The organism is Xenorhabdus sp. PB62.4 (assembly GCF_014467285.1).
Classification (GTDB): domain Bacteria; phylum Pseudomonadota; class Gammaproteobacteria; order Enterobacterales; family Enterobacteriaceae; genus Xenorhabdus.
Map to the genome: position 1 here is coordinate 163,103 of NZ_NKHR01000004.1, position 22,797 is coordinate 185,899.

Annotated in this window: 18 protein-coding genes and 10 tRNA genes; 11 read left to right on the plus strand and 17 right to left on the minus strand. The window is 42.0% G+C overall.

Annotated elements, in window-relative coordinates; all coding sequences use genetic code 11:
- Positions 1-10 precede the first annotated feature (10 nt).
- From hutU to hutI, 4 genes are all read right to left on the minus strand, one after another.
- Complete coding sequence (hutU, locus tag Xenpb_RS05460) at positions 11-1,690, minus strand: urocanate hydratase (RefSeq protein WP_187653425.1); 1,680 nt, start codon at positions 1,688-1,690, stop codon at positions 11-13.
- A 287-nt stretch (positions 1,691-1,977) separates the two neighbouring features.
- Positions 1,978-2,712, minus strand: a complete 735-nt coding sequence (gene hutC, locus Xenpb_RS05465; protein WP_187653519.1) for a histidine utilization repressor — start codon at positions 2,710-2,712, stop codon at positions 1,978-1,980.
- Between the two features lie 49 nt (positions 2,713-2,761).
- Entirely contained in the window at positions 2,762-3,721 is a 960-nt protein-coding gene (gene hutG, locus Xenpb_RS05470; protein WP_187653426.1) for a formimidoylglutamase, read from the minus strand.
- 19 nt (positions 3,722-3,740) lie between these two features.
- Positions 3,741-5,045: an imidazolonepropionase gene (gene hutI / locus Xenpb_RS05475; protein ID WP_187653427.1), complete on the minus strand. Its 1,305-nt coding sequence runs from the start codon at positions 5,043-5,045 to the stop codon at positions 3,741-3,743.
- Positions 5,046-5,230: 185 nt separating this feature from the next.
- Between hutI and smrB the strand changes: the two genes are divergently transcribed.
- Positions 5,231-5,773 (plus strand): endonuclease SmrB, encoded by a 543-nt coding sequence (gene smrB, locus Xenpb_RS05480; RefSeq protein WP_187653428.1) that lies wholly within the window; start codon positions 5,231-5,233, stop codon positions 5,771-5,773.
- A 22-nt stretch (positions 5,774-5,795) separates the two neighbouring features.
- On the opposite strand, the gene sixA is transcribed toward smrB, so the two are convergent.
- The 4 genes from sixA to Xenpb_RS05500 form a co-directional block, all read right to left on the minus strand.
- Complete coding sequence (sixA, locus tag Xenpb_RS05485) at positions 5,796-6,278, minus strand: phosphohistidine phosphatase SixA (protein ID WP_187653429.1); 483 nt, start codon at positions 6,276-6,278, stop codon at positions 5,796-5,798.
- 339 nt (positions 6,279-6,617) lie between these two features.
- Positions 6,618-8,795, minus strand: coding sequence for a fatty acid oxidation complex subunit alpha FadJ (gene fadJ / locus Xenpb_RS05490; protein WP_187653430.1), 2,178 nt, complete (start codon positions 8,793-8,795; stop codon positions 6,618-6,620).
- On the minus strand, positions 8,795-10,105 hold the full coding sequence (gene fadI, locus Xenpb_RS05495; RefSeq protein ID WP_187653431.1) for an acetyl-CoA C-acyltransferase FadI: 1,311 nt from the start codon (positions 10,103-10,105) through the stop codon (positions 8,795-8,797). Before fadI ends, fadJ begins: the two co-directional genes overlap by 1 nt.
- Before the next feature lie 294 nt (positions 10,106-10,399).
- On the minus strand, positions 10,400-10,696 hold the full coding sequence (locus tag Xenpb_RS05500) for a YfcZ/YiiS family protein (RefSeq protein WP_187653432.1): 297 nt from the start codon (positions 10,694-10,696) through the stop codon (positions 10,400-10,402).
- A 354-nt stretch (positions 10,697-11,050) separates the two neighbouring features.
- Between Xenpb_RS05500 and fadL the strand changes: the two genes are divergently transcribed.
- Positions 11,051-12,370 (plus strand): long-chain fatty acid transporter FadL, encoded by a 1,320-nt coding sequence (gene fadL / locus Xenpb_RS05505; protein ID WP_187653433.1) that lies wholly within the window; start codon positions 11,051-11,053, stop codon positions 12,368-12,370.
- 74 nt (positions 12,371-12,444) lie between these two features.
- Here the strand turns inward: fadL and mlaA are convergent, their stop codons facing one another.
- Positions 12,445-13,197, minus strand: a complete 753-nt coding sequence (gene mlaA / locus Xenpb_RS05510) for a phospholipid-binding lipoprotein MlaA (protein WP_187653434.1) — start codon at positions 13,195-13,197, stop codon at positions 12,445-12,447.
- A gap of 184 nt (positions 13,198-13,381) precedes the next feature.
- Between mlaA and Xenpb_RS05515 the strand changes: the two genes are divergently transcribed.
- The 6 genes from Xenpb_RS05515 (at position 13,382) to Xenpb_RS05540 (ending at position 18,744) form a co-directional block, all read left to right on the plus strand.
- Positions 13,382-13,456 (plus strand) — tRNA-Arg (locus tag Xenpb_RS05515).
- A 348-nt stretch (positions 13,457-13,804) separates the two neighbouring features.
- On the plus strand, positions 13,805-14,758 hold the full coding sequence (locus Xenpb_RS05520; protein WP_187653435.1) for a glycosyltransferase family 9 protein: 954 nt from the start codon (positions 13,805-13,807) through the stop codon (positions 14,756-14,758).
- Positions 14,759-15,083: 325 nt separating this feature from the next.
- Positions 15,084-15,449: a YkgJ family cysteine cluster protein gene (locus Xenpb_RS05525; protein WP_187653436.1), complete on the plus strand. Its 366-nt coding sequence runs from the start codon at positions 15,084-15,086 to the stop codon at positions 15,447-15,449.
- A 249-nt stretch (positions 15,450-15,698) separates the two neighbouring features.
- On the plus strand, positions 15,699-16,964 hold the full coding sequence (mtnK, locus tag Xenpb_RS05530) for an S-methyl-5-thioribose kinase (protein WP_187653437.1): 1,266 nt from the start codon (positions 15,699-15,701) through the stop codon (positions 16,962-16,964).
- A gap of 9 nt (positions 16,965-16,973) precedes the next feature.
- Positions 16,974-18,077, plus strand: a complete 1,104-nt coding sequence (gene mtnA, locus Xenpb_RS05535; RefSeq protein WP_187653438.1) for an S-methyl-5-thioribose-1-phosphate isomerase — start codon at positions 16,974-16,976, stop codon at positions 18,075-18,077.
- 22 nt (positions 18,078-18,099) lie between these two features.
- Entirely contained in the window at positions 18,100-18,744 is a 645-nt protein-coding gene (locus tag Xenpb_RS05540) for an L-fuculose-phosphate aldolase (protein ID WP_187653520.1), read from the plus strand.
- 175 nt (positions 18,745-18,919) lie between these two features.
- On the opposite strand, the gene Xenpb_RS05545 is transcribed toward Xenpb_RS05540, so the two are convergent.
- From Xenpb_RS05545 to Xenpb_RS05575, 7 genes are all read right to left on the minus strand, one after another.
- Positions 18,920-18,995 (minus strand) — tRNA-Val (locus Xenpb_RS05545).
- 22 nt (positions 18,996-19,017) lie between these two features.
- A tRNA-Lys gene (locus Xenpb_RS05550) sits at positions 19,018-19,093 on the minus strand.
- 30 nt (positions 19,094-19,123) lie between these two features.
- Positions 19,124-19,199: transfer RNA gene (locus tag Xenpb_RS05555), tRNA-Lys, on the minus strand.
- 30 nt (positions 19,200-19,229) lie between these two features.
- A tRNA-Lys gene (locus Xenpb_RS05560) sits at positions 19,230-19,305 on the minus strand.
- 42 nt (positions 19,306-19,347) lie between these two features.
- Positions 19,348-19,423 (minus strand) — tRNA-Val (locus tag Xenpb_RS05565).
- A gap of 45 nt (positions 19,424-19,468) precedes the next feature.
- Positions 19,469-19,544, minus strand: a tRNA-Val gene (locus Xenpb_RS05570).
- 32 nt (positions 19,545-19,576) lie between these two features.
- A tRNA-Val gene (locus Xenpb_RS05575) sits at positions 19,577-19,652 on the minus strand.
- Positions 19,653-19,922: 270 nt separating this feature from the next.
- Here Xenpb_RS05575 and gltX point away from each other — a divergent pair.
- The 3 genes from gltX to Xenpb_RS05590 all read left to right on the plus strand — a co-directional run bounded on the left by gltX (position 19,923) and on the right by Xenpb_RS05590 (position 21,753).
- Positions 19,923-21,338, plus strand: a complete 1,416-nt coding sequence (gene gltX / locus Xenpb_RS05580) for a glutamate--tRNA ligase (RefSeq protein ID WP_187653439.1) — start codon at positions 19,923-19,925, stop codon at positions 21,336-21,338.
- 197 nt (positions 21,339-21,535) lie between these two features.
- A tRNA-Ala gene (locus Xenpb_RS05585) sits at positions 21,536-21,611 on the plus strand.
- Positions 21,612-21,677: 66 nt separating this feature from the next.
- Positions 21,678-21,753: transfer RNA gene (locus Xenpb_RS05590), tRNA-Ala, on the plus strand.
- A gap of 212 nt (positions 21,754-21,965) precedes the next feature.
- On the opposite strand, the gene Xenpb_RS05595 is transcribed toward Xenpb_RS05590, so the two are convergent.
- Entirely contained in the window at positions 21,966-22,718 is a 753-nt protein-coding gene (locus Xenpb_RS05595) for an SDR family NAD(P)-dependent oxidoreductase (protein ID WP_187653440.1), read from the minus strand.
- Between the last annotated feature and the right edge of the window lie 79 nt (positions 22,719-22,797).

Sequence of the window (22,797 nt, forward strand, 5' to 3'; positions counted from 1 at the left end):
ATAACGCCTCTTATTTTGTATCAATCATTGGCAGGTTCAATCCCTGCTCTTTCGCACACTGGATAGCCAGCTCATAACCCGCATCAGCATGACGCATAACTCCTGTCGCCGGATCGTTATGCAGTACACGAGCAATACGTTCTGCCGCTTCATCAGTACCATCGCAGACAATGACCATGCCCGAATGCTGTGAGAATCCCATCCCAACGCCACCACCATGATGCAGGGAAACCCACGTCGCACCGCCGGCTGTATTTAGCAAAGCATTCAGTAATGGCCAGTCAGAAACCGCATCGGAACCATCCTGCATGGATTCAGTTTCACGGTTAGGGCTGGCTACAGAACCAGAATCCAAATGGTCACGGCCAATTACGATTGGTGCAGAAAGTTCTCCACTGCGTACCATTTCATTGAAGGCCAATCCCAATTTCGCACGATCGCCCAATCCCACCCAACAAATACGCGCAGGTAAGCCCTGGAAACTAATACGCTCTTTCGCCATATCTAACCAATGGTGTAAATGGGTGTCATCCGGCAGCAATTCTTTTACCTTGGCATCGGTTTTATAAATGTCTTCAGGATCACCGGAAAGTGCCGCCCAACGGAAAGGCCCGATACCACGGCAGAACAGAGGACGAATATAAGCAGGAACAAACCCCGGGAAATCAAAGGCGTGCTCAACTCCCATTTCTTTCGCCATTTGACGGATGTTATTGCCATAATCGAAAGTAGGTATTCCCTGCTTCTGGAAAGCCAGCATGGCTTCAACATGTACAGCCATTGAAGCTTTTGCCGCCTGAATAACGACTTCTGGCTCGATCTCAGCGCGGCGACAATATTCTTCCCACGTCCAACCCACAGGCAAATAACCATGTAATGGATCATGTGCGCTGGTTTGATCTGTGACCATATCAGGACGAATACCACGGCGTACCAACTCAGGTAAAATCTCTGCCGCATTGCCGCACAAGGCTATTGATACTGCTTTACCTTTACGGGAATAGCGCTCAATACGCGCCAGCGCATCGTCCAGATCATTGGCCTGTTCGTCCACGTATTTAGTGCGAAGACGAAAATCAATGCGGCTTTGTTGACATTCTATGGTCAGTGAAGATGCCCCTGCCAACGTTGCTGCCAGTGGCTGTGCACCGCCCATGCCGCCCAACCCCGCAGTCAATACCCAACGTCCGGTTAAATCGTCGTTGTAATGCTGACGCCCTGCTTCCACAAAAGTTTCGTAAGTCCCTTGAACAATGCCCTGACTGCCAATATATATCCAGCTTCCCGCTGTCATCTGGCCATACATTGCCAATCCCTTGGCATCCAGTTCATTAAAATGTTCCCACGTTGCCCAATGTGGAACTAAATTCGAGTTTGCAATTAATACACGTGGTGCGTTTTCATGTGTTTTGAAAACCCCCACAGGCTTACCTGACTGCACTAATAAAGTTTCGTCATTTTCCAGATTTTTCAGCGTGTCAACGATTTTCTCATAACAATCCCAATTTCTGGCTGCACGGCCGATTCCACCATAAACCACTAATTCGTTTGGATTCTCAGCCACTTCGGGATCAAGGTTGTTCATAAGCATACGGAGTGGAGCTTCCGTCAACCAACTTTTTGCTGTGAGTTGTGTTCCTCTAGGGGCACGAATAATTACGTTGCTGAATTTATTATTTTGTATCGTCACGGTTTTACCTATTTCATCGTTATGAATTTTGTTAATTGTATAGTTGTATATACATGTATATTCAATAGGCAAAAATGTGACAGAGATAAAGTTGATAGTGTGGAGGGCATTATCATTCCTATAAAAATCAATAAGATGATAATGATTTATCGGGTAATAGATTGGTTGATTTTTTTGCTGGTTTTGTGTTTTATATCACATTCACTTTACATTGTTGTCACAATCAATAATAAAAAAACCTCTTTTCCTTTTGGAGTTAAAGAGGTTTTTATAACCCAATAAGCGAGCTATGAACTAAAATGTCCTTTTAATTTATATCGATGCCCTGGAAACAATAGCTTAGCACTGGAAACAATGAACTTTTTCGACCAAGTTCGACGACTGATTAACAAACAAGGCGTATTTGCTTCAATTTGCAGTAACCGGCAAGAACGGGCATCTCCTGCAACGGCTTCAACGATATGCTCTCCTTCTGTCAAAGGCGCTACTTGTGATAAGTAATCATGAGCAGTTTGCCGACTGAAATCTTGCCTCAGATATTCCGGCGCAGCTTGAGCATTGACATAACGATCTTCAATTTGCACAGGCAGATCGTTTTCATAATGCACAATGATGGAATGGTAGATAAGCGAACCTACAGGAATACCAAATTCCGCTGCCTGTGTCATATTAGCGTTGACTTCAGAAAGCTTCAGTACCTTGCAACTGTGCTGATGAGCGCGCGAAGCTATTTCATCCGCAATACTGTGGATCTCAAACAGCGCGGACTGCCCCTTAGGTTCAGAAACAAACGACCCCACGCCTTGCAGACGGAATAGGAAGCCTTCTGCTGTCAGCTCTCTCAGTGCTCTGTTAGCTGTCATGCGACTACAGTTAAATTGCTTGACCAATTCCGCCTCAGAGGGTACCCGATCATGCGGTTTCCATTCCCCTGTATAGATTTTTTCAATAATCGCTTGTTTGACTTTCGCATACAAAGGCACTGGCTTGGCAAATGTATCTGATAAATCAGCCGTCACTATTCCTTCCTTCTTACTTTTTATTCAATTCACGAGTTATTCACTTCACCAACTATTCATTCCACCAGTGCACCAACTGCCACGCAAGACGAGCCGCCGCTTTTCCTCCCATACCTTGAATGTCATACAAGGGGTTAAGTTCGACCAAATCTACGGCTTGTAACTTTTTGCTCTGACAAATAAGTTGAACTAATGGTAATAAACGTTCCAGCGGAACACCCAACGCAGCCGGCGCAGAAACTGCTGGCATTTGCCAAATTGGCAACACATCCAAATCGATAGTCATATAAATAATATCAACTTGATTAATGATATCTTGTACTTGCTGCTGTACCTTGTCCATCATGGACTCAACACAATGTGTATCCCAGATAATGGTAACATCAAGGTGATTAGCCTCATCCAACAACGCTTGCGTATTCGACGCCAGGCTGGCTCCGATACAGGAGTAATTAAACGGGCGATGATGTTGCTGACAATAATGGGCAAGCTGTCGGAATGGTGTACCGGATGTGGGCTGCGGTGCATTGCGCAAATCCAAATGGGCATCAAAATTAATAATACCTATACGTTGTGTCGGAAACGCACGATAAATTCCCATTCCATGCGCGAATGCCGTTTCATGTCCCCCACCAAAAATCATTGTCTTCATATTATGTTGCAGGCAATGATATACCGCATCACTAAGGGCATTCTGCGCTTCACTTAATTTTTCGGGATTGGCACGAATATTGCCCAAATCCACCAGACGATCATGACCATCATAACTAGCCAGATTTGCTAATGATTGACGTAAATATTCAGGGCCCAATTTCGCTCCCGGACGACCTTGGTTAAGTTTGACTCCTTCATCGCACTCAAATCCCAATAGTGCAATGTGATGAGGAAATTCTTCAGGGGAAAAACTGGCGGGCTGTTTTATTGTCTGGAATATACGCAAAGCATTATTTGCTTCTGCAAGATCATTGCGCCCTTGCCAAATGTTTTCTGATGTTGGATGCCATAAATTCATTTTCTTTCCCTCGCCACCATTAATTATTGCTAATACTATTATTGTTAATACTATTATCGCCAAAGTGATTCAAATGTTCGTGACGCGTTATTTCTCCGCGATAAACACGATAAACCAATGGGTTATGTCCCAGTTCATATAAAATATCCACTGGATTGTGAGCATCCCAGACAACGAAATCCGCCATATAGCCAACAGCCAGTTGACCATGGCTATTTGCACGTCCTAATGCGCGAGCCGCATGGGTTGTAACGCCTTGCCATGCCTCTTCTGGAGTTAAACCAAATTGTACACAAGCCATATTCATAATCAGACGTAAGGAGGCGAAAGGACTGGTACCGGGGTTAAAATCTGTTGAAAGAGCCATCGGAACAGCGTATTTGCGCAATAATGCGATAGGCGGACGCTGAGTCTCTTTCAGGAAATAAAATGCCCCAGGCAACAACACGGCAACCGTTCCACTACGGCTGATAGCTCTAATGCCTTTTTCATCCAAATATTCTATATGGTCAACTGACCAGCCCTGATATTCAGCAACCAGTTCACTTCCTCCCAAATTAGAAAGTTGCTCAACATGGCCTTTTACAGGGATATTCAGGCACCTGGCTGCATCAAACAGGCGTTTAGTCTGGTTGAGATTAAAACCGACAGATTCGCAGAACACATCCACGGATTCGAATAACTGTTTCTGCCAAAGTGTGGGAAGGATGGAATCACAAACTAAATCAATATAGGCATCAGGATTGTGTTTATATTCAGGTGGAACTGCATGAGCAGACAGCAGTGTTGGGCTAATTTCAATGGGGTTTTTCTCTGCCAGTGCCCGCACGACATTCAACTGTTTCTCTTCATTTTCCAGATCCAACCCATAGCCTGATTTCATTTCAATGATTGTTACACCTTCAGCAATCAACGCATTGAGGCGCTTCTGGGCGGACTTTTCCAATTGTTGAGCCGAACTATTGCGAGTGGCATTGACCGTGGAGTTAATTCCCCCGCCTTTAGCGCTAATTTCTTCATAAGAAACCCCATTCAAACGCTGTTCCCATTCAGATGCACGATTACCACCAAAAACGAGGTGAGTATGACAGTCAATCAATCCGGGTGTGATTAGTCGCTGTTCCACATCGATAATTTTGCAGTTATTGATTGGTACGCTATCTGTTGGCAAAATCGCTAAGATTTTTTCATTCCGAACAATGAGATCATGCTGCTCTAACATTCCATAATTATTTTTGCCATCAATGTTATTAAGTGTAGGGTTCATTGTGGCAAGTCTGGCATTACGCCAAATAACATCGGTATCTTTCAGTTCAATCGACATTATTATCGTCCTGTTATTTTTTTCTTATTGATATCAGTTTTCATGTTGTATATACATTTATTTTATAACCAAACACGATTGTCAAATCATTTTGTGAACAACTTGTTACTTAAAACGATAGCTTCTAAGAAAAAACACAAAAAATCAGGTACACTTACTGAAATTTGTGAGTGAATTAACGTGTAATGAAGAAGAAAAATCTACTAAACAAAGAAGACATCAGTCTGTTCAGAACGTCTGTTGTGGGAACCCGTCGCATTGTTCAGGATACGGTTACCCACACCCCGAAAAGAAAAAAAATAAACCATGTCGCCCCTGAACGTCTTATGCAGGAGCAGGTTGATGCCAGTTACTATTTTTCCGATGAATTCCAACCTAATTTGGATATGGAAGGCCCGACTCGTTACATTCGGGAAGGTGCCAATCACTATGAATTAAAAAAATTACGCCGTGGAGATTATTCTCCTGAGCTTTTTCTGGATTTACACGGATTAACCCAATTGCAGGCCAAACAAGAGATTGGGGCTTTGGTCGCAGCCTGTCGCCGTGAACACGTCTACTGCGCCTGCATTATGCATGGTCACGGTAAACATATTCTCAAACAACAAACCCCTTTATGGCTTGCTCAACATCCTGATATTATCGCCTTCCATCAGGCACCCAGAGAGTGGGGAGGGAACGCTGCATTACTCATTTTGATCGAAATGGAGGAATTTACGCAGCGTTAGTTAATTGATTCTCAGTATGAGATTAGAATTTGGTCGCTAGTTGTGCCGGGGAAGTTTGCCATAATAAACTCCCTTTTTCTGTCTGATCATCCCATTTCACACAAGCAATGCTGGATGTAGCAAACATCGGAGGAGTTTGCCCGGGGCAGAGATCAGAAACCAAATAACCGACTAACGGTAAATGGGAAACCACCAATACAGATTTATGCCCTTGTATTGACAAAACTTGTAAATAACTGGCAACCAATGCTACATCACCCGAAGGCGTTAATTCGTCTAACACTTCCTCATTGTTAGGCAATGTCAGGTATTCACGAACCACTTTTAAGGTCTGCTCTGCCCGGATATAAGGGCTGACCAAAACAGTATCAATATCAGGCTTTTGCTGTTCGAGCCAATAAGCCATTTTCTGTGATTCTATACACCCACGAGGTGTAAGCTCCCGTGTTGCATCACTGATTGAATCTAAAGAAGCATCACCATGACGCATAATGAAAACATACATAATTCACCGTCTGGTTAATTGTGAACCAGCCTCAAGATAATACACAATCTGGCATTTCTTGAAGCAATCCATTGGTTATACGGTATTAAATAAGTAAGTTAATTTGATATTAACAAGCTAATATTGAGTAAAAAAACGGCTCAATTAGCATTAGTTGGCATTCTGCCCTAAAACAAGTGGAAATAAAATGGCTAAAAACAGTTTATATATCTACTGTTGCGCTTACTATTTTCCTTCTTACATGAAAAATAAAAACCATTAAGAAATGTCAATTATTTTCTATAAAAAACGGCTCTTGATTAAAAGAGCCATTTTGATTGATTTAAGAAAAGCCATAAGTTATGCGTGAAATTTCTTTTTCTGTTCAGCCACCTGAATTAAACCTTCACATGGTGTAAATCTCTCTCCATGCTGCTGTTCCAAGCGACGTAAAGTTTCTACAACCTTATCAATACCAAGCTTATCAATATAACGGAATGGCCCCCCCAAGAATGGCGGGAATCCAATACCAAATACAGCGCCGATATCACCATCACGAGGACTTCTGATAATTCCTTCGTCCAAACAACGAACTGCCTCATTCAACATGAGCATCACGCAACGTTGGGCAATGTCAGCAGGTAACGTTTTTACAGCGGGTTTGATTTTTAATAAGGAATAAATGGAGACATCAACCTCTTTGGATTTCTTCCCGAATGACCAGAGTTTGTTCTTTTTATTCGCATACGAATAGAATCCTCTGCCATTCTTCTTGCCTTTCCGATTATCTTTTAAGACCGCTTCCAAAATTTCTGGTGCAGCAAATCGATTCCCTAACTGTTCGACCAAAATAGGAATGATTTTGGTACCTACATCTATACCGACCTCATCCAATAAATTGATTGGGCCAATAGGAAAACCGAAATCCACCAGAGCCTTATCAATATGCTCAACGGGTTCCCCTTCTAACAAACAATAACCGGCTTCATTAATGTAAGGTGCCAGAATGCGGTTTACATAAAACCCTGCATTATCCCCGACAACAATGGCCGTTTTTCCCTGTTTCTTAGCCAGTGCAACAGCAGTTGAAATGGTTTTTTCACTTGTTCCTGCATGTGGAATAACTTCGACCAACGGCATTTTGTCAACCGGGCTAAAATAGTGAAGACCAATGATCTGCTCTGGACGAGTAGCAACTTCAGCAATTTTGTGAATGGGTAATGAAGAAGTATTAGAAGCGAAAATAGTTTCAGGTTTGGTGTTCTCTTCAATTTCTGCGACCATTTTGCGTTTCAATACCAAATCTTCAAATACAGCTTCAACCACAATATCTGCTTGCTTAAATCCGCTATAATCTGTGGTTCCTGTCAATAAAGACATCTGCTGAGAACGCTCGCTTGGTTTCAAACGACGCTGTTTTACCCGCTTGGAAAGGAGATCCCAAGTATATTTCAGCGTCTGATTAATACCCTTTTCATTAATATCCTTAATGCGGGCGGGCAAGTTTCCTCGTGTTATGGTAACGTTGGCAATACCACCGCCCATCAGTCCACCACCTAAAATACCCACATGTTTAATCTCGGCAGGCTGTTCTGACGAGCCTGTTTCATTTTTTAACGCAGTCGAAGCAAAGAACAAACTCCGTAATGCGGCTGATTCCGGCGACATCGCCAATTCACCAAATGCCTTGGCTTCAGCCTTAAAGCCTTTATCCGGTCCTTTTTCCAAACCAGTACGGATCACATTAATGATTTTCTCTGGTGCAGGATAGTGACCGTGAGTTTTTGCTCGGGTTTTTTGATGTACCGTATGGAATAACAGTGGTCTGCCCAAAGCGCTCGCCAATATACGCTGTGACCATGCCAATGGCTTACGTTTGGCAATGCCTTTTTTGACATATTGCACAGCAACATCTAGCAAGATGTCCAAAGGCACAGCATCATCCACAACTCCCAACCGTTGTGCCTGTTTTGCCTTGAGTTGACGGCCAGTCAGTATCATGTCCAGAGCAGCACTGACACCAATCAGACGAGGCAAGCGCTGAGTTCCTCCCGAGCCCGGCAACAACCCAAGCTGAACTTCCGGTAAACCGAGACGTGTTTTGTCATCCAAAGAGCAAATACGGGCATGACAAGCCAAAGCTAATTCCAGCCCTCCGCCTAAACACGCACCATGAATAGCAGAGACAACAGGTAAAGGATAATTAGCAATCTGCGCAAATAATTTTTGGCCTTTTTCGGCCAATTCTGTTGCTTCTTCCTGAGATTGGCAGCCTGCTATCATGCTGATATCTGCACCAGCAATGAAAGTATCCAGCTTACCAGATATAATCACCAGCCCTTTCAAACCAGACACTTGTTGTACTTTCTCAAACATTGTCAGGAATTGTTCAACAAATTCAGCTTTCAGCGTGTTGACTTTCTCGCCCGGTACATCAATGGTGATAATTCCCACCTTATCGTCCCTAACCGAGAAATTAAACACTGATTGTTTCGGTTGTGTCGTTGACATGACAGTTTCTTGTTCAGTCTGAGCCATTACTCTACCTCCAATACCATTGCTGCACCCAAGCCACCAGCGGCACAGGCGGTCGCCAGCCCAAACCCACCGCCACGACGACGTAATTCATTCAACGTCTGGGTAACCATTCTGGCCCCCGTTGCGGCAAATGGATGCCCATAAGCAATTGATCCACCTAATACATTGAATTTATCCATATCCACTTCGCCAATTGCCTGAGTGCGCCCCAACTTTTCACGGGCAAATTTCTCACTGGCAAACATTTTTAAATTCGTCAGTGTTTGAGCAGCAAATGCTTCATGCATATCAATGAGTGTAAGTTCGTCCAAAGTGATACCTGCACGATCCAGCGCCAATGGTGTCGCATAAGATGGCCCCAGCAGCATATCTTGCCAAACATCAATTGCCGAAAACGCATAGCTACGTAGATATCCTAATGGCGTCATGCCTAGTTCTTTGGCAACCGATTCGCGCATCAATATAACGGCGGCGGCACCATCTGTCAGTGGCGTACTGTTCGCTGCCGTGACAGTGCCATGCTTACGATCAAAAGCCGGACGCAATTTAGCATAAGAGGCCAGGACTGAATTTTTTCTAATGTTATTATCTTCAAGCAACGTGTCGCGATATGGAGGGAAATGTGCCGATACAATTTCATCATTCAAAAGCCCCTGCTCCCAAGCTTTAGCGGCTAACACATGGGAACGATGCGCCAAGGCATCCTGATCTTCACGGCTGATGTGATAGGTTTTTGCCATCTGCTCTGCCGTATCCCCCATTCTTAACCCCGTTGAATATTCAGCAACAGCAGGGGATACCGGCAGTAAATCACGGAACTTCAATTGACTGAGTAATTTCAACCGTTGAGACAGACTCTTAGCCTTATTCATATCTACCAAAGTACGAGCTAACGACTTAGTCACCCCGATTGGTAAAACAGATGAAGAGTCTGCACCTCCGGCAATCCCCACATTAACTGTACCCGCCATAATACTTTCAGCCACATTTGCAATTGCCTGAAAACTTGTCGCACAGGCACGGGAAACACTATAGGCATCGGTATTCACACTTAAACCTGCTCCTAAAACAATTTCCCTCGCAATATTCGGTGCTTCCGGCATTTGAACAACTTGCCCGAAAACTAATTGGTCAATCTTCTCAGGCGACAAACCGCTCCTAATGACCAGCTCGCTGACAACAGACTTTCCCAAATCAACAGCCGGAATACCGTGGTAGAAAGTTGCCTGTTTTGCAAAAGGAAGGCGCAACCCGCTGACAATAGCAACACGTTCTTTTTTCTGTGTTACTTTTGTTGAAGAACGACCCATAGCAACTCCTGACAATAATCATTAATTAAATCAATTGATTGATTAAAAAAATTCACTCACCTCACAAGAGGTCAGACCTGATGGAGCATTGTTAACGCAATGTTGGAAAATAGCAAATAGGAATAAACGAAAAATGCGAGCAAGCGCAACTTTAAGGTATTTATAATTTATACAACTTGAATGGAGAATGTGCGATCGAAATATAAAAAAAGATCATTATTTACAATGAATGACAATCAATTTTCCCACTGTTTAAAATCACAAAACAATGGGAAAGCCGTTATTCAGAATAGATTAGCGCAATCCTAACTGAAAGATCAGAGCTTCTGCCTGACAACTAAAGGTTAAATCCACAGATAGTTGCACCCCACCATCAACCATTTCGATTCTATGGTGTATCACACATGGATCTGACTCCACTGCTTTTGCCTTTTCAGTCAACGTATTAAGCATAATTTCAGCTTCTTGCTGACTGGCAAAAACACTCTGATAAGAAGCAGTGCAATCTTCATTATCAATGACAGTTCCTACATCAACACAACAGCAAGCAGCCGTTTCTTCTGCACTACAGCGGTTAATTGCATCAGGCATTTTTTATTTCTCCAACAGTAAAAACTTGCTGTTAATTTTACGTGGTTACGGCTATTGATAACCAGTATTTACACTGCTTACCGGCATTTATCTCACTATTTATTGATCTCATCACGCTAACACGCTCTTGTTTACACCTTGTTAACACTAGTTGTCGTTTTTTTGTTAAGCAAGTCCCATTTCAGCAATCATTTTGGTTATATTTTAAAAACATTCTTGCAACATATTCTATTATCAAGCCTATACTTCGTGCACTGGTCTGATTTGTCATTTTGGCAAACCGACTCTACAATCCCGCGCTCTCAGCTACTTGAGTAGCATGTTAAATAATAATTAAACAATGAGGTTTTGGTTATGAACCAGAAAAACCTGTTTACACGTTCAGCATTAGCAGTGGCGGTTGCAATTATCTCATCCAACGCTAGTGCTGCCGGTTTTCAATTGAATGAATATTCATCATCAGGACTAGGTCGTGCATTTTCTGGGGAAGGTGTCATCGCTGAAAACGCTACCGTTGGCAGCCGTAACCCCGCAGCCATGACCTTATTTGATCGCCCATCGTTCTCCAGCGGCTTAATTTATGTCAAGCCATATGTTGACATTACAGGTAAATCCCCGTTAAGCGACAAGAGTACTGATGCTAAAAACATCGCACCGCGTGCTTGGATTCCAAACCTGCATTTCATTACGCCAATCAATGATCAGTGGTTTGTCGGTGCATCTGCGACTTCCAATTTTGGCCTGGCTACCAATTTCAGCAATAACTACGCGGCTGGCCTAATTGGCGGTAAAACTGATCTTAAAACCGTGAACCTAAACCTAAGCGGTGCTTATAAATTTAATGATCAGTTCAGCTTTGGCTTAGGTGTCAATGCTGTTTATGCTGATGCCAAAATCGTTCGCCATATGGGTGACGCAAGTACTATGATGTCTAAGATGACAGGGCGTAATATTCCTGCAACTGCTGAAGCTGCCAAATTGGAAGGAAAGGATTGGGGCTACGGGTGGAATGCAGGGCTTTTATATCAATATGACGAAAATAACCGCTATAGCCTGACTTACCGCTCAAAAGTTAAGGTTAAGTTCAAGAGTGGTGATTACCGCAGTGATTTGCCATATGTTCCAGGTAAACTTCCATACGGTACTAATGGCGAAACCGTCAAAGGTAAACTGGATCTGAACCTACCAGATATGTGGGAATTCTCAGGTTATAACCGTGTTGCACCACAATGGGCAATTCACTATAGCCTCCTATACACGGGTTGGAGTGAGTTCAAAGAACTAAAAGCAACAAGAAATGATACAGGTGAAGTCGCATTTTCGAAGCACGAAGGCTTCCGTGATGCTTACCGCATTTCTTTAGGTACAACTTACTATTATGACGATAACTGGACATTCCGTACCGGTATCGCCTTCGATGAAAGCCCCGTACCAGCCCAAAATCGTTCTATTTCCATCCCTGATCAGGATCGCTTCTGGTTAAGCGTGGGAACCACTTACGCATTCAATAAAGATGCTTCCGTAGATGTAGGCGTTTCCTATATGCGTGGTAAGAAAGTACGCGTTAGTGAGAAATTGAAAGATGATGCTCCTGCACCTCTCAATACATCCTATGAGTTCGATTCCAAAGGAACTGCATGGTTATATGGCGTGAACTTTAACTACACGTTCTAATATTCGTTAGAACTGAATGCCAAGATCTAAAAAAGGATAGCATCTGCTATCCTTTTTAAATTGTAGTTTCCTGATTAATCAATGGAATCTAGCTCATCTTGAATACTTGCTGCATTAGGATTTTTTTCTGGCTCCAATTTGCCGCCATTGGCCATAAAATCGTGACGTTGGAAGTAAGCATCACGCATCATCAAATAAGGATCGGAAGAGTTCTTTAACAGACCGTCAGAATCCAGAAGACGGGCACGAGTTTCTATCCCTTCGAAAACCCACTTTCCTACTGACATCCAACCAGTGAGATAGCTCAACATCGGATAAGTCATATCCGCAAAGTTACCGCCTTCATCACGCAGTGTGAAACTACCATAACCAGGCAGAACAACATACGGGCCATAACCCACATTATAGTACCCCAACGTACTACCAAAACGCGCTGAACCTTCTTTTGCCAAGTTAGGGTTTGCCATAGAAGCAACATCAATAAACCCACCCATACCCAAAAGCGTGTTTAAAAAGAAACGGCTAAAGTGTTTTGCTCCTTCATGAATATCACCACGTAAAAAACTGTTAACCATACTAGCGGGTTCTTCAAGGTTGCTCGTAAAATTACCAATACCATTTCGCGCAGGCATTGGTACATAATTACGCCACGCAACGGCAACAGGTCGCAAAACATAAGGGTCGAGAACATCATAATTAAAGTTGAACATAGCACGGTTAAACCCTTCCAGCGGATCAGAGCGGCCTTGTTCATTCGTATTCGATGAACTGGCACATCCCACAAGTAAGACTGCTGAAAGAGCAACCCCGCTTAGACGATACTTCATATTGTTCTCCACATAATTACTTTTAGACATCGACTATCACAGTGCATACCCGTCAATGTACCCAATATGTTAAATATACTGCCAATTTTTCATTAATGGTAATCAAAAAGAGTGGTGATTATATAGGCAAACAGCTCGTTGTACCTTATCTCCGGCAAAAAAAACAGGTATACTTGTTTTCGTTGTCCTCTTAGTTAAATGGATATAACGAGCCCCTCCTAAGGGCTAGTTGCAGGTTCGATTCCTGCAGGGGACGCCAATCTCTCAACTAAACTCATTGAAGTCCCTCTTAAAAAAATCATAAAAAACCTTAAATATCAATAAATAACATTAGGTTAAAACTAGCTAAAATGAAATAAGTACCATAATAAAGTAGATGGTAAGTACCGCAAATTAAATTTCCTCCAAACACGAAGTTTTAATGATTCAGGTATAATATTTATCATCAGATAACACATTATGCTAACTTTTCATCTATTTTCAGAATATACCAACAGAAATATACTTAATAAATGCTAACTTGATGAAAAGCCAATACCATTGTTTTATATTTTTCGTTATAGTTAAACAAATTAGACATGATATTTTTTAACTTGATAAATCCTACATGAAAGTAGCAATATTACGACGAAATGGGCTTGGTGATCTTATTTGTACTCAGCCATTAATAAAATTTTTGCAGAAAAAACATCCAAATTCAGAGATCAGCTTATTTATTGATGCAGGAAATACTGAACTTGCTTATTATTTATTCCATGATATAAACATAAATATTATTCCCAAAGGGAATAAATATTTATCAACTTTAAAAACTGCATTAAAATTTCGTCGAGAGAGATTTGATATTGCAATATCGGCCAAACCAACGCCGATGAAACTGAATAATTTATTTTTATGGTTACTAGGTGCTAAAAATCGCCATGCTGTTATTGCTGATAAATACTGGCATTCTAAATTAATTAACTATCCGGTGAAACAAGAACAAGTAATTGGTTATCATCAATCATTGAAACTATTACGTATATTTTCACCTGATGAAAAAAAATTAACTTCTGATCTATTTCCTCGCATTACACTTAAAAATACTATTCAAATTAGTGATCCTAGTTTTCCTTTAATATTATTTTCTGTTTCTAACAACCGAAAAAGTAGTTTAATTAGTAATGAGCGCCTTGCTTTAATTGCACATAAAATAAGTGTTCACTACCCAGAGGCAAGATTTATTATTTCTTCACTTAACAATGATGTTCTTTTAGCTGAGGATTTAAAATCACGTATAGGAGAAAGTAGTAAGATTGTTATATCTGATTCTCTAAGTTCCTTTTTGACCTTATTGAATAATATGTCATTAATTATTGTTGGTGATGGAGGTATCTGTCATTTATCAGCCGCGTTACAGAAAAATCTTGTTGCCCTTTATGGCGTGACAAAACCTGAAAACTGGGCTCCACTGGCATCTAATGATAAATGTGTAACTTTATATGATCCAGAAAATGTCAATAGTATTAATTTAGATAAAATCTATTTTGTTATTTTTTCCTTGCTTGAAAAGCAAAAATAATCAGGCTATTATTCAATAGGCAGAAGATACTCTTTATTTCTACATCTTCGCCTTCTTTTTATTTTAATTCCAACACCGATAAATTAATCACATACAATAAAAAATCACAAAATGAAATTATTTAAAAATGAAACACTTAGATCAATTGAAATTATTTAATAATTTCAATTAATTCCAAATAAAATAAATTTATCTTGCAGAAAGAGATAATTTGGCAACATAATCTCTTTTTAAAGAGCTCATCTTTCCTTTGGAAAATGAGCTTTTGAGGATAAGGTAATTTTACCTGAGTGTATGTCTTAAACATCAGATAGTGGCATCTGGTATGAGCCAAACGTTAACTTCTCACTCTGAATTACAGGATAATCCCTGCATAAGCTGTGGTGCTTGTTGTGCTTATTTTCGTGTTTCATTTTACTGGGCAGAAGCCGAAGATGGTGGCGGCACTGTTCCCGTCTCTATGACAGAAAAACTAAATAATTTCATGCGATGTATGAAAGGGACAAATGAGCCTCGACCCCGATGCGTTAATTTATGCGGTGAAATTGGTCAATCAGTTTCTTGTGCTATTTATGATAAAAGGCCGTCCCCTTGTAGAGAATTTCCTCAAGCCTGGGAAACTGGCGATTATAATGAAAGCTGTGATCGTGCCAGAGCCGCTTATGGTCTTCCTCCTCTGCCAAAACCCTAAATATAGCTGGTATTTCATCATCGATTAGATGGATAAAGGAAAAATGAATAAGGATCAGCAATGACACAGATTCTTTTCTTCACAGAAGCCTTTTTTCATATTGTATTCAATGGAATATTCGTTAATTCCATCACAGACGCCTTACTTTTGCATATCTATAGTTAACAGTTGTAAAAATCATTACAGCAAAATGAGTTATCGCTGTGCAGTTTATGAACATTCCTTCATGAAATTATCAGGATGGAAAAGATGTCTGCTCATATTCCTACAGGGTATACCCCACAAACTTGTGAATCTTTACCACACTATCTTTCTCAAAATTTACCAATAACACTTTCACTAGGTGGTTCCCCTGAAACTTGGCAAGTACAGGAAGTCGGTGATGGTAATCTCAACTTAGTGTTTATTGTCTCTGGAAAAGAAAAAACGATTGTGGTGAAGCAAGCCTTGCCTTATGTAAGAGCTGCTGGTGAATCATGGCAACTTTCTCTTGTTCGCTCGCATTTTGAATATCATACTTTGATTGAAGAAAATAAAGTTGCCCCAAAATACGTTCCTGATGTCTATTTTTATGATGAGGAAATGTCTCTCTTTGCTATGGAGTATTTGTCTCAGCATATCATCCTACGCAAGCAGCTAATTGCTGGAATAAAAATTCCCTACCTTGCGGAAGATATAGGGATTTTTCTGGCCAAGACGTTATTTCATACCTCCGATATTGGAATGGCTAGCAAAGAGAAAAAAGATCTGGTCGCTCGTTTCGCTAATAATCATGAACTTTGCAAAATTACCGAAGATCTGATCTTCACAGAACCCTATTTTAATGCGGAACGAAATAATTGGACTACCCCCCAACTTGACGAAGAAATTTATTCCCTTTGGCAAGATCGAGCACTCGTTCAAACAGCCATGCAATATAAGTATCAGTTTATGACACAAGCACAAGCATTGCTGCATGGCGATCTCCATTCCGGCTCCATTATGGTGACACAAAACTCCACAAAGGTGATTGATCCTGAGTTCAGTTTCGTGGGGCCAATGGCATTTGATATCGGAAATTACATCGGTAATTTGCTGATTGCTTATTTTGCTCAACCTGCCCTACGAGAAAATAATGCACAATGCACCGATTACCAAACATGGCTTTTGGAACAAATAGAGACAACCTGGGCAGTATTTAAACACCATTTCTGTCAATTATGGAATGAGAAAAGCTCAGGAGATGCCTACTCTACCTGTCTTTATCAACAAGGTGCGTTCGACACATCGTTCTTGAAAACAGCGCAAGATGACTTTTTATCCGCTTTATTTAAAGATACTCTCGCCTACGCGGGATTAGAAATTAATCGCCGTATTATTGGCTTTGCTGGTGTTGCCGATTTCAAACAAATTGAAGATAAAAACCAGCGTGCTATTTGTGAAAAAAGTGCACTGAAACTAGCACGAGAGTTAATTGTAAACCGGGAAAATTATCACAATTTTTCTCTAATTAAACGCTATATAGCACGATGTTAAGAGGCTGATATGAAAATTAATGGCACTCATTATCGTTCCGTTTGGCTTGCTGACGATGGTTATACCGTCGAAATTTTCGATCAGACTAAGCTTCCTTTTCAAGTACAGATGATTCAACTGCACACCATGCAGGATGCTGCAATAGCTATTAAAGAGATGTGGGTACGAGGAGCACCACTGATTGGTGCCGTTGCCGCGTATGGCATGGCTTTAGCGATGCGTCAGGAAAACAGCGATGAAAAGTTACAGCAGGCTTACGATATTTTGGTTAAAACCCGTCCCACCGCAGTCAATTTAAAATGGGCGTTGGAGAGATCATATCGAATATTGAAGAATACCGAACACGCATTACGTGTCGAAACCGCTTACCGTATCGCTGATGAAATTGCAGATGAAGATGTAGAACTATGCCGTAAGATTGGTGAACACGGCCTAAAAATAATTCAGAGTATCGCAGAAACTAAACCCGTCGGCGCGGCGGTCAATATTCTGACGCACTGTAATGCCGGATGGCTTGCCACGGTTGATTGGGGAACCGCACTGGCTCCCATTTATATGGCGCATGATGCAGGAATTAAGGTACATGTCTGGGTTGATGAAACGCGCCCACGTAATCAGGGAGGGTTAACCGCTTTCGAATTGGGTTCACATGGTGTGCCACATACTTTGATAGCTGATAATGTAGGCGGGCATCTGATGCAGCACGGTAAGGTCGATCTCTGTATTGTCGGCACAGACCGAACAACTGCCCGGGGCGATGTATGCAATAAAATCGGCACTTACCTCAAAGCGTTGGCGGCCAAAACCAATCAAGTCCCTTTTTATGTTGCCTTACCATCACCAACTCTGGATGTTACGGTCTGGGATGGCGTAAAAGAAATTCCCATTGAACAGCGTTCGGGTGAAGAACAATCCCATGTATACGGCATCACACCAGAAGGTACACGAAGTTGGGTCAATACCGCCCCGCAAAGAACATGCTGTGAAAATTATGCCTTTGATGTTACACCGGCTGAGTTTATCACTGGGTTGATTACAGAGCGTGGAATTTGCGCTGCTAGCGAGGAAGGGTTGAGGGCACTCTTCCCTGATTTGTACAGACAACAGCCATAAGTTGTCATTTAAGGTGAACATGATGAACAGAGAACAAATCGCTCAAGAGATCATCGAAACATGTCTCAGAATGAATGCGATTGGGTTAAACCAAGGAACATCGGGTAATATCAGTGCTCGTTATCAAAGCGGTTTTTTAATTACTCCCAGTGGAATACCCTACGAAAAGCTAACACCCGAGCAAATTGTGTATATCAGTCATGCGGGAGAATATGAAGCTGATAAAGTGCCTTCAAGCGAGTGGCATTTTCATCTTTCCTGCTATCAGGCTCGTCCCGAGCTTAATGCCGTTGTACATAATCATGCCGTTAACTCAACGGCTGTTTCCATCCTCAATCATGCAATTCCTGCTATTCACTACATGGTTGCTGTCACAGGAACCGATCATGTTCCCTGTATTCCCTATGCCACTTTTGGAACAAAAGCACTGTCCGACAATGTAAAAGAAGGAATCAAGTACAGTAAGGCATTATTAATGCAGCATCACGGCTTGATTGCGATGGAAGTGAATCTGGAAAAAGCATTATGGCTGGCAAATGAGATTGAAATTCTGGCACAACTGTATTTAAAAGTGCTTCCCGTTATGGAGAACGTTCCGGTACTTTCTCCGGCTGAAATGCAACGCGTACTGGAAAAGTTCAAGAATTATGGATTAAAAACACAATAGCCGAAAGGTTAGGTACATCTCCAGCCAAAAAATCCGCTGTTTGATATTGTATAGGATACATAAAAACCACAACCATAATTTCCAAAGGAATAGAAAATAGAACTGATTGATTAAAAATATTAGTAAGTAGAGGGAATAAATAAGAATTTAATAGGAAGTAAAGCTTGAAATGAAGTGGTGGGCGATACCAGATTCGAACTGATGACCCCCTCCTTGTAAGGGAGATGCTCTACCAACTGAGCTAATCGCCCACTTCATACGTTCATACCTAAATGGTGGGTCGTGCAGGATTCGAACCTGCGACCAATTGATTAAAAGTCAACTGCTCTACCGACTGAGCTAACGACCCGATTAGGTAATTCTGATTTTGATATCTAAATGGTGGGTCGTGCAGGATTCGAACCTGCGACCAATTGATTAAAAGTCAACTGCTCTACCGACTGAGCTAACGACCCAATTAGATAATACTGATTTTGATATTTGAATGGTGGGTCGTGCAGGATTCGAACCTGCGACCAATTGATTAAAAGTCAACTGCTCTACCGACTGAGCTAACGACCCATTCAAAATATCAGTGTGATACTGCGAAACAATCTAATGAAGTGGTGGGCGATACCAGATTCGAACTGATGACCCCCTCCTTGTAAGGGAGATGCTCTACCAACTGAGCTAATCGCCCACTTCATGATGACTATAACGACATCAATACCACTGATTTTATGATTGGTGGGCGATACCAGATTCGAACTGATGACCCCCTCCTTGTAAGGGAGATGCTCTACCAACTGAGCTAATCGCCCAATCATAAAATCATTTTTATCACTACGAGAGATGGTGGGCGATACCAGATTCGAACTGATGACCCCCTCCTTGTAAGGGAGATGCTCTACCAACTGAGCTAATCGCCCCGTCGTGATGGAGTCGCATTATAGGGATAGTTCGAGGTGAGTCAACGGTTTTTATTACTAAAATTTTCGTTCGTTGTAAAATTAAACAGAATGAAACAATTATAATCACTCATGGTTATCATTCGGACGATATGTCTCAGCTTTTATCAATAACGTACTATCAACGCCATTGAGGAATTGAAGTGCAGTGATAAAATAACCCCTATTATTGTTACTCCAATCATCCAACACGCTCTCTAAAAAAGAGAAATGTAATTAAGGCAATTCCCGATGAGTAAAATTAAAACCCGTTTTGCACCGAGTCCTACTGGCTATCTTCATGTTGGTGGTGCGCGTACTGCTCTTTATTCCTGGTTATACAGTCGCCACAATAAAGGTGAATTTGTTCTTCGCATTGAAGACACCGATCTGGAGCGTTCCACTCAAGAAGCCATTGATGCAATTATGGACGGGATGAACTGGTTAAACCTGAATTGGGATGAAGGCCCTTATTATCAGACCAAACGTTTTGACCGCTATAACCAAGTTATTGATGAAATGCTGGATCAAGGTACAGCTTACCGCTGCTATTGTTCTAAAGAGCATTTAGAGCAATTGCGTGAAACTCAGATGGCAAATGGCGAGAAACCCCGTTATGACGGCCGTTGTCGTGATAGTGAATGTCAGCACAATCACGATGAACCCCATGTTGTACGTTTCCGCAATCCACAAGAAGGTTCCGTTATTTTTGATGACAGCATCCGTGGCCCGATTGAATTCAGCAATCAAGAACTGGATGATTTGATCATTCGCCGTACCGATGGCTCACCAACTTATAACTTCTGCGTTGTGATTGATGACTGGGATATGGAAATTACCCATGTTATTCGTGGTGAAGACCATATCAACAATACTCCGCGCCAGATTAATATTCTGAAAGCGCTTGGCGCACCAGTTCCAGAATATGCCCACGTTTCTATGATCCTCGGTGATGATGGCAAAAAGCTGTCCAAACGCCACGGAGCAGTCAGCGTAATGCAATACCGCGATGATGGTTATCTCCCGGAAGCCCTGCTGAACTATCTGGTTCGTCTGGGCTGGTCACATGGCGATCAGGAAATTTTCAGCGCTGAAGAAATGACTGAACTGTTTAGCCTTGATGCCATCAACAAATCCGCCAGTGCATTCAATACTGAAAAATTGCAATGGTTGAACCATCATTACATCAATACCCTGCCAGCAGAAAAAGTTGCAGTACATTTAGCATGGCATATTGAACAACAAGGTATTGATACTCGTACTGGCCCGGAACTGGCTGATTTGATCAAACTGCTGGGTGAACGCTGCAAGACACTGAAAGAGATGGCAGAGTCCAGCCGTTACTTCTATGAAGAGTTTGCCGAGTTTGATGCGGATGCAGCGAAGAAACATTTGCGTCCTGTTGCTCGTCAGCCATTAGAAGTCGCTCGAGCGAAACTGGCAGCTATCACGGAGTGGACGCCAGAAAATATCCATCACGCTATTCAGGCGACGGCTGACGAATTGGAAGTGGGTATGGGTAAAGTGGGTATGCCACTACGTGTTGCGGTAACAGGTGCAGGCCAATCACCCAGTGTTGATGTGACGATTCATGCTATCAACCAAGCTCGTTCACTGTCTCGTATTGATAAAGCTCTGGCTTATATTGCCCAGCGTGAAGCGCAATAAATTGTCATTTGGCTTTACTGCATAACAAGATGACATGAATAATAAAGGCACTGCAATGAATTGAGTGCCTTTATTTTTTGTTCACGAGATTGATTATTGATGGCTTTTTCAGCGCTTACACAGAGAAGACTAATGAATCCATTGACAGAATTCTCTGGGTTTCATATGATTCGCCCCGTTCTACAGGATTTTGATTTGGGGCTATAGCTCAGCTGGGAGAGCGCTTGCATGGCATGCAAGAGGTCAGCGGTTCGATCCCGCTTAGCTCCACCAAATACGACTAATATTGGTAAATCCAGTCATCAGTATTTGGTATTCAAAAACCTGAACCACATTTGTGGGGCTATAGCTCAGCTGGGAGAGCGCTTGCATGGCATGCAAGAGGTCAGCGGTTCGATCCCGCTTAGCTCCACCAAAATTCTGAATCCCTGAAAACTTGCGTTTTCAGGGATTTTTCTTATGTATGCTCGTTCATATCTTTAAAAGAACAAATTACAATCAATATACCTGTCGTCTTTCAAGTTACCACTTTGTTGGCTACACTTACATTCACCCCAGCCACCGTAGTTATAAACATAGAGTTATCTATGCTTCTGGAGTGAGTGAAAATAGCTTCTCTCTTTGAATTTACTGGGCTGTATAACCACCATCAATTGCGTAAAAAGCTCCGGTCGTAAATGAACTTTCGTCTGACAGCAGGAACGCTACCGTTTTCGCCACTTCTTCTCTGGTTGCCATACGCTTCATCGGATGGGTACTTGCCATCCATTCCCTGACTTCTGCGGGTAACGTTTGCATATGCGGCGTATTAACATAACCCGGACCAACCGCATTGATTCGGACACCTTTATCTGCAAATTCCAAAGCAGCCGAACGTGTTAAGCCAAGTACACCATGTTTAGTGGTCGTGTAAGGCGCTATGCCGGGAATACCTACAATGCCATTGGATGAAGAAAGGTTAACAATAGCCCCTCCCCCACTTTGGATAATGGCCGGAATACCATATTTCAGTCCGAAAAAGGTTCCGCTGAGATTGGTGTTAATCACATCATTCCAGTCATCAATGGAATAATTACAAATATTGATGCCATGTGGCCCTGTAATGCCAGCATTATTAACCAGCATATGCAACCCACTGAACTGTTCTACGGTATTATCAATCAACGCCTTGATTGAAAGATGATCCCTGACATCCGCTTCCATTGGGATAACATAGTGCCCTGTCGGATCTATCCGCTGTGCTGTCTGTCTGGCGCGGGAAAATTGACGTCCGGTAATAATCACCGTCGCTCCCCGATGGAATAATTCCTCAGCAATACCTTCCCCTACGCCCGTTGTCGCCCCTGTTACAATTGCAATTTTTCCGTCAAAATAATTCATTATGATTCCCCGCGTAAATAACGTTTGATCCATTAAATATGGCAAAACCAGATAATTAATTTCAGCTAATCACGTGAGA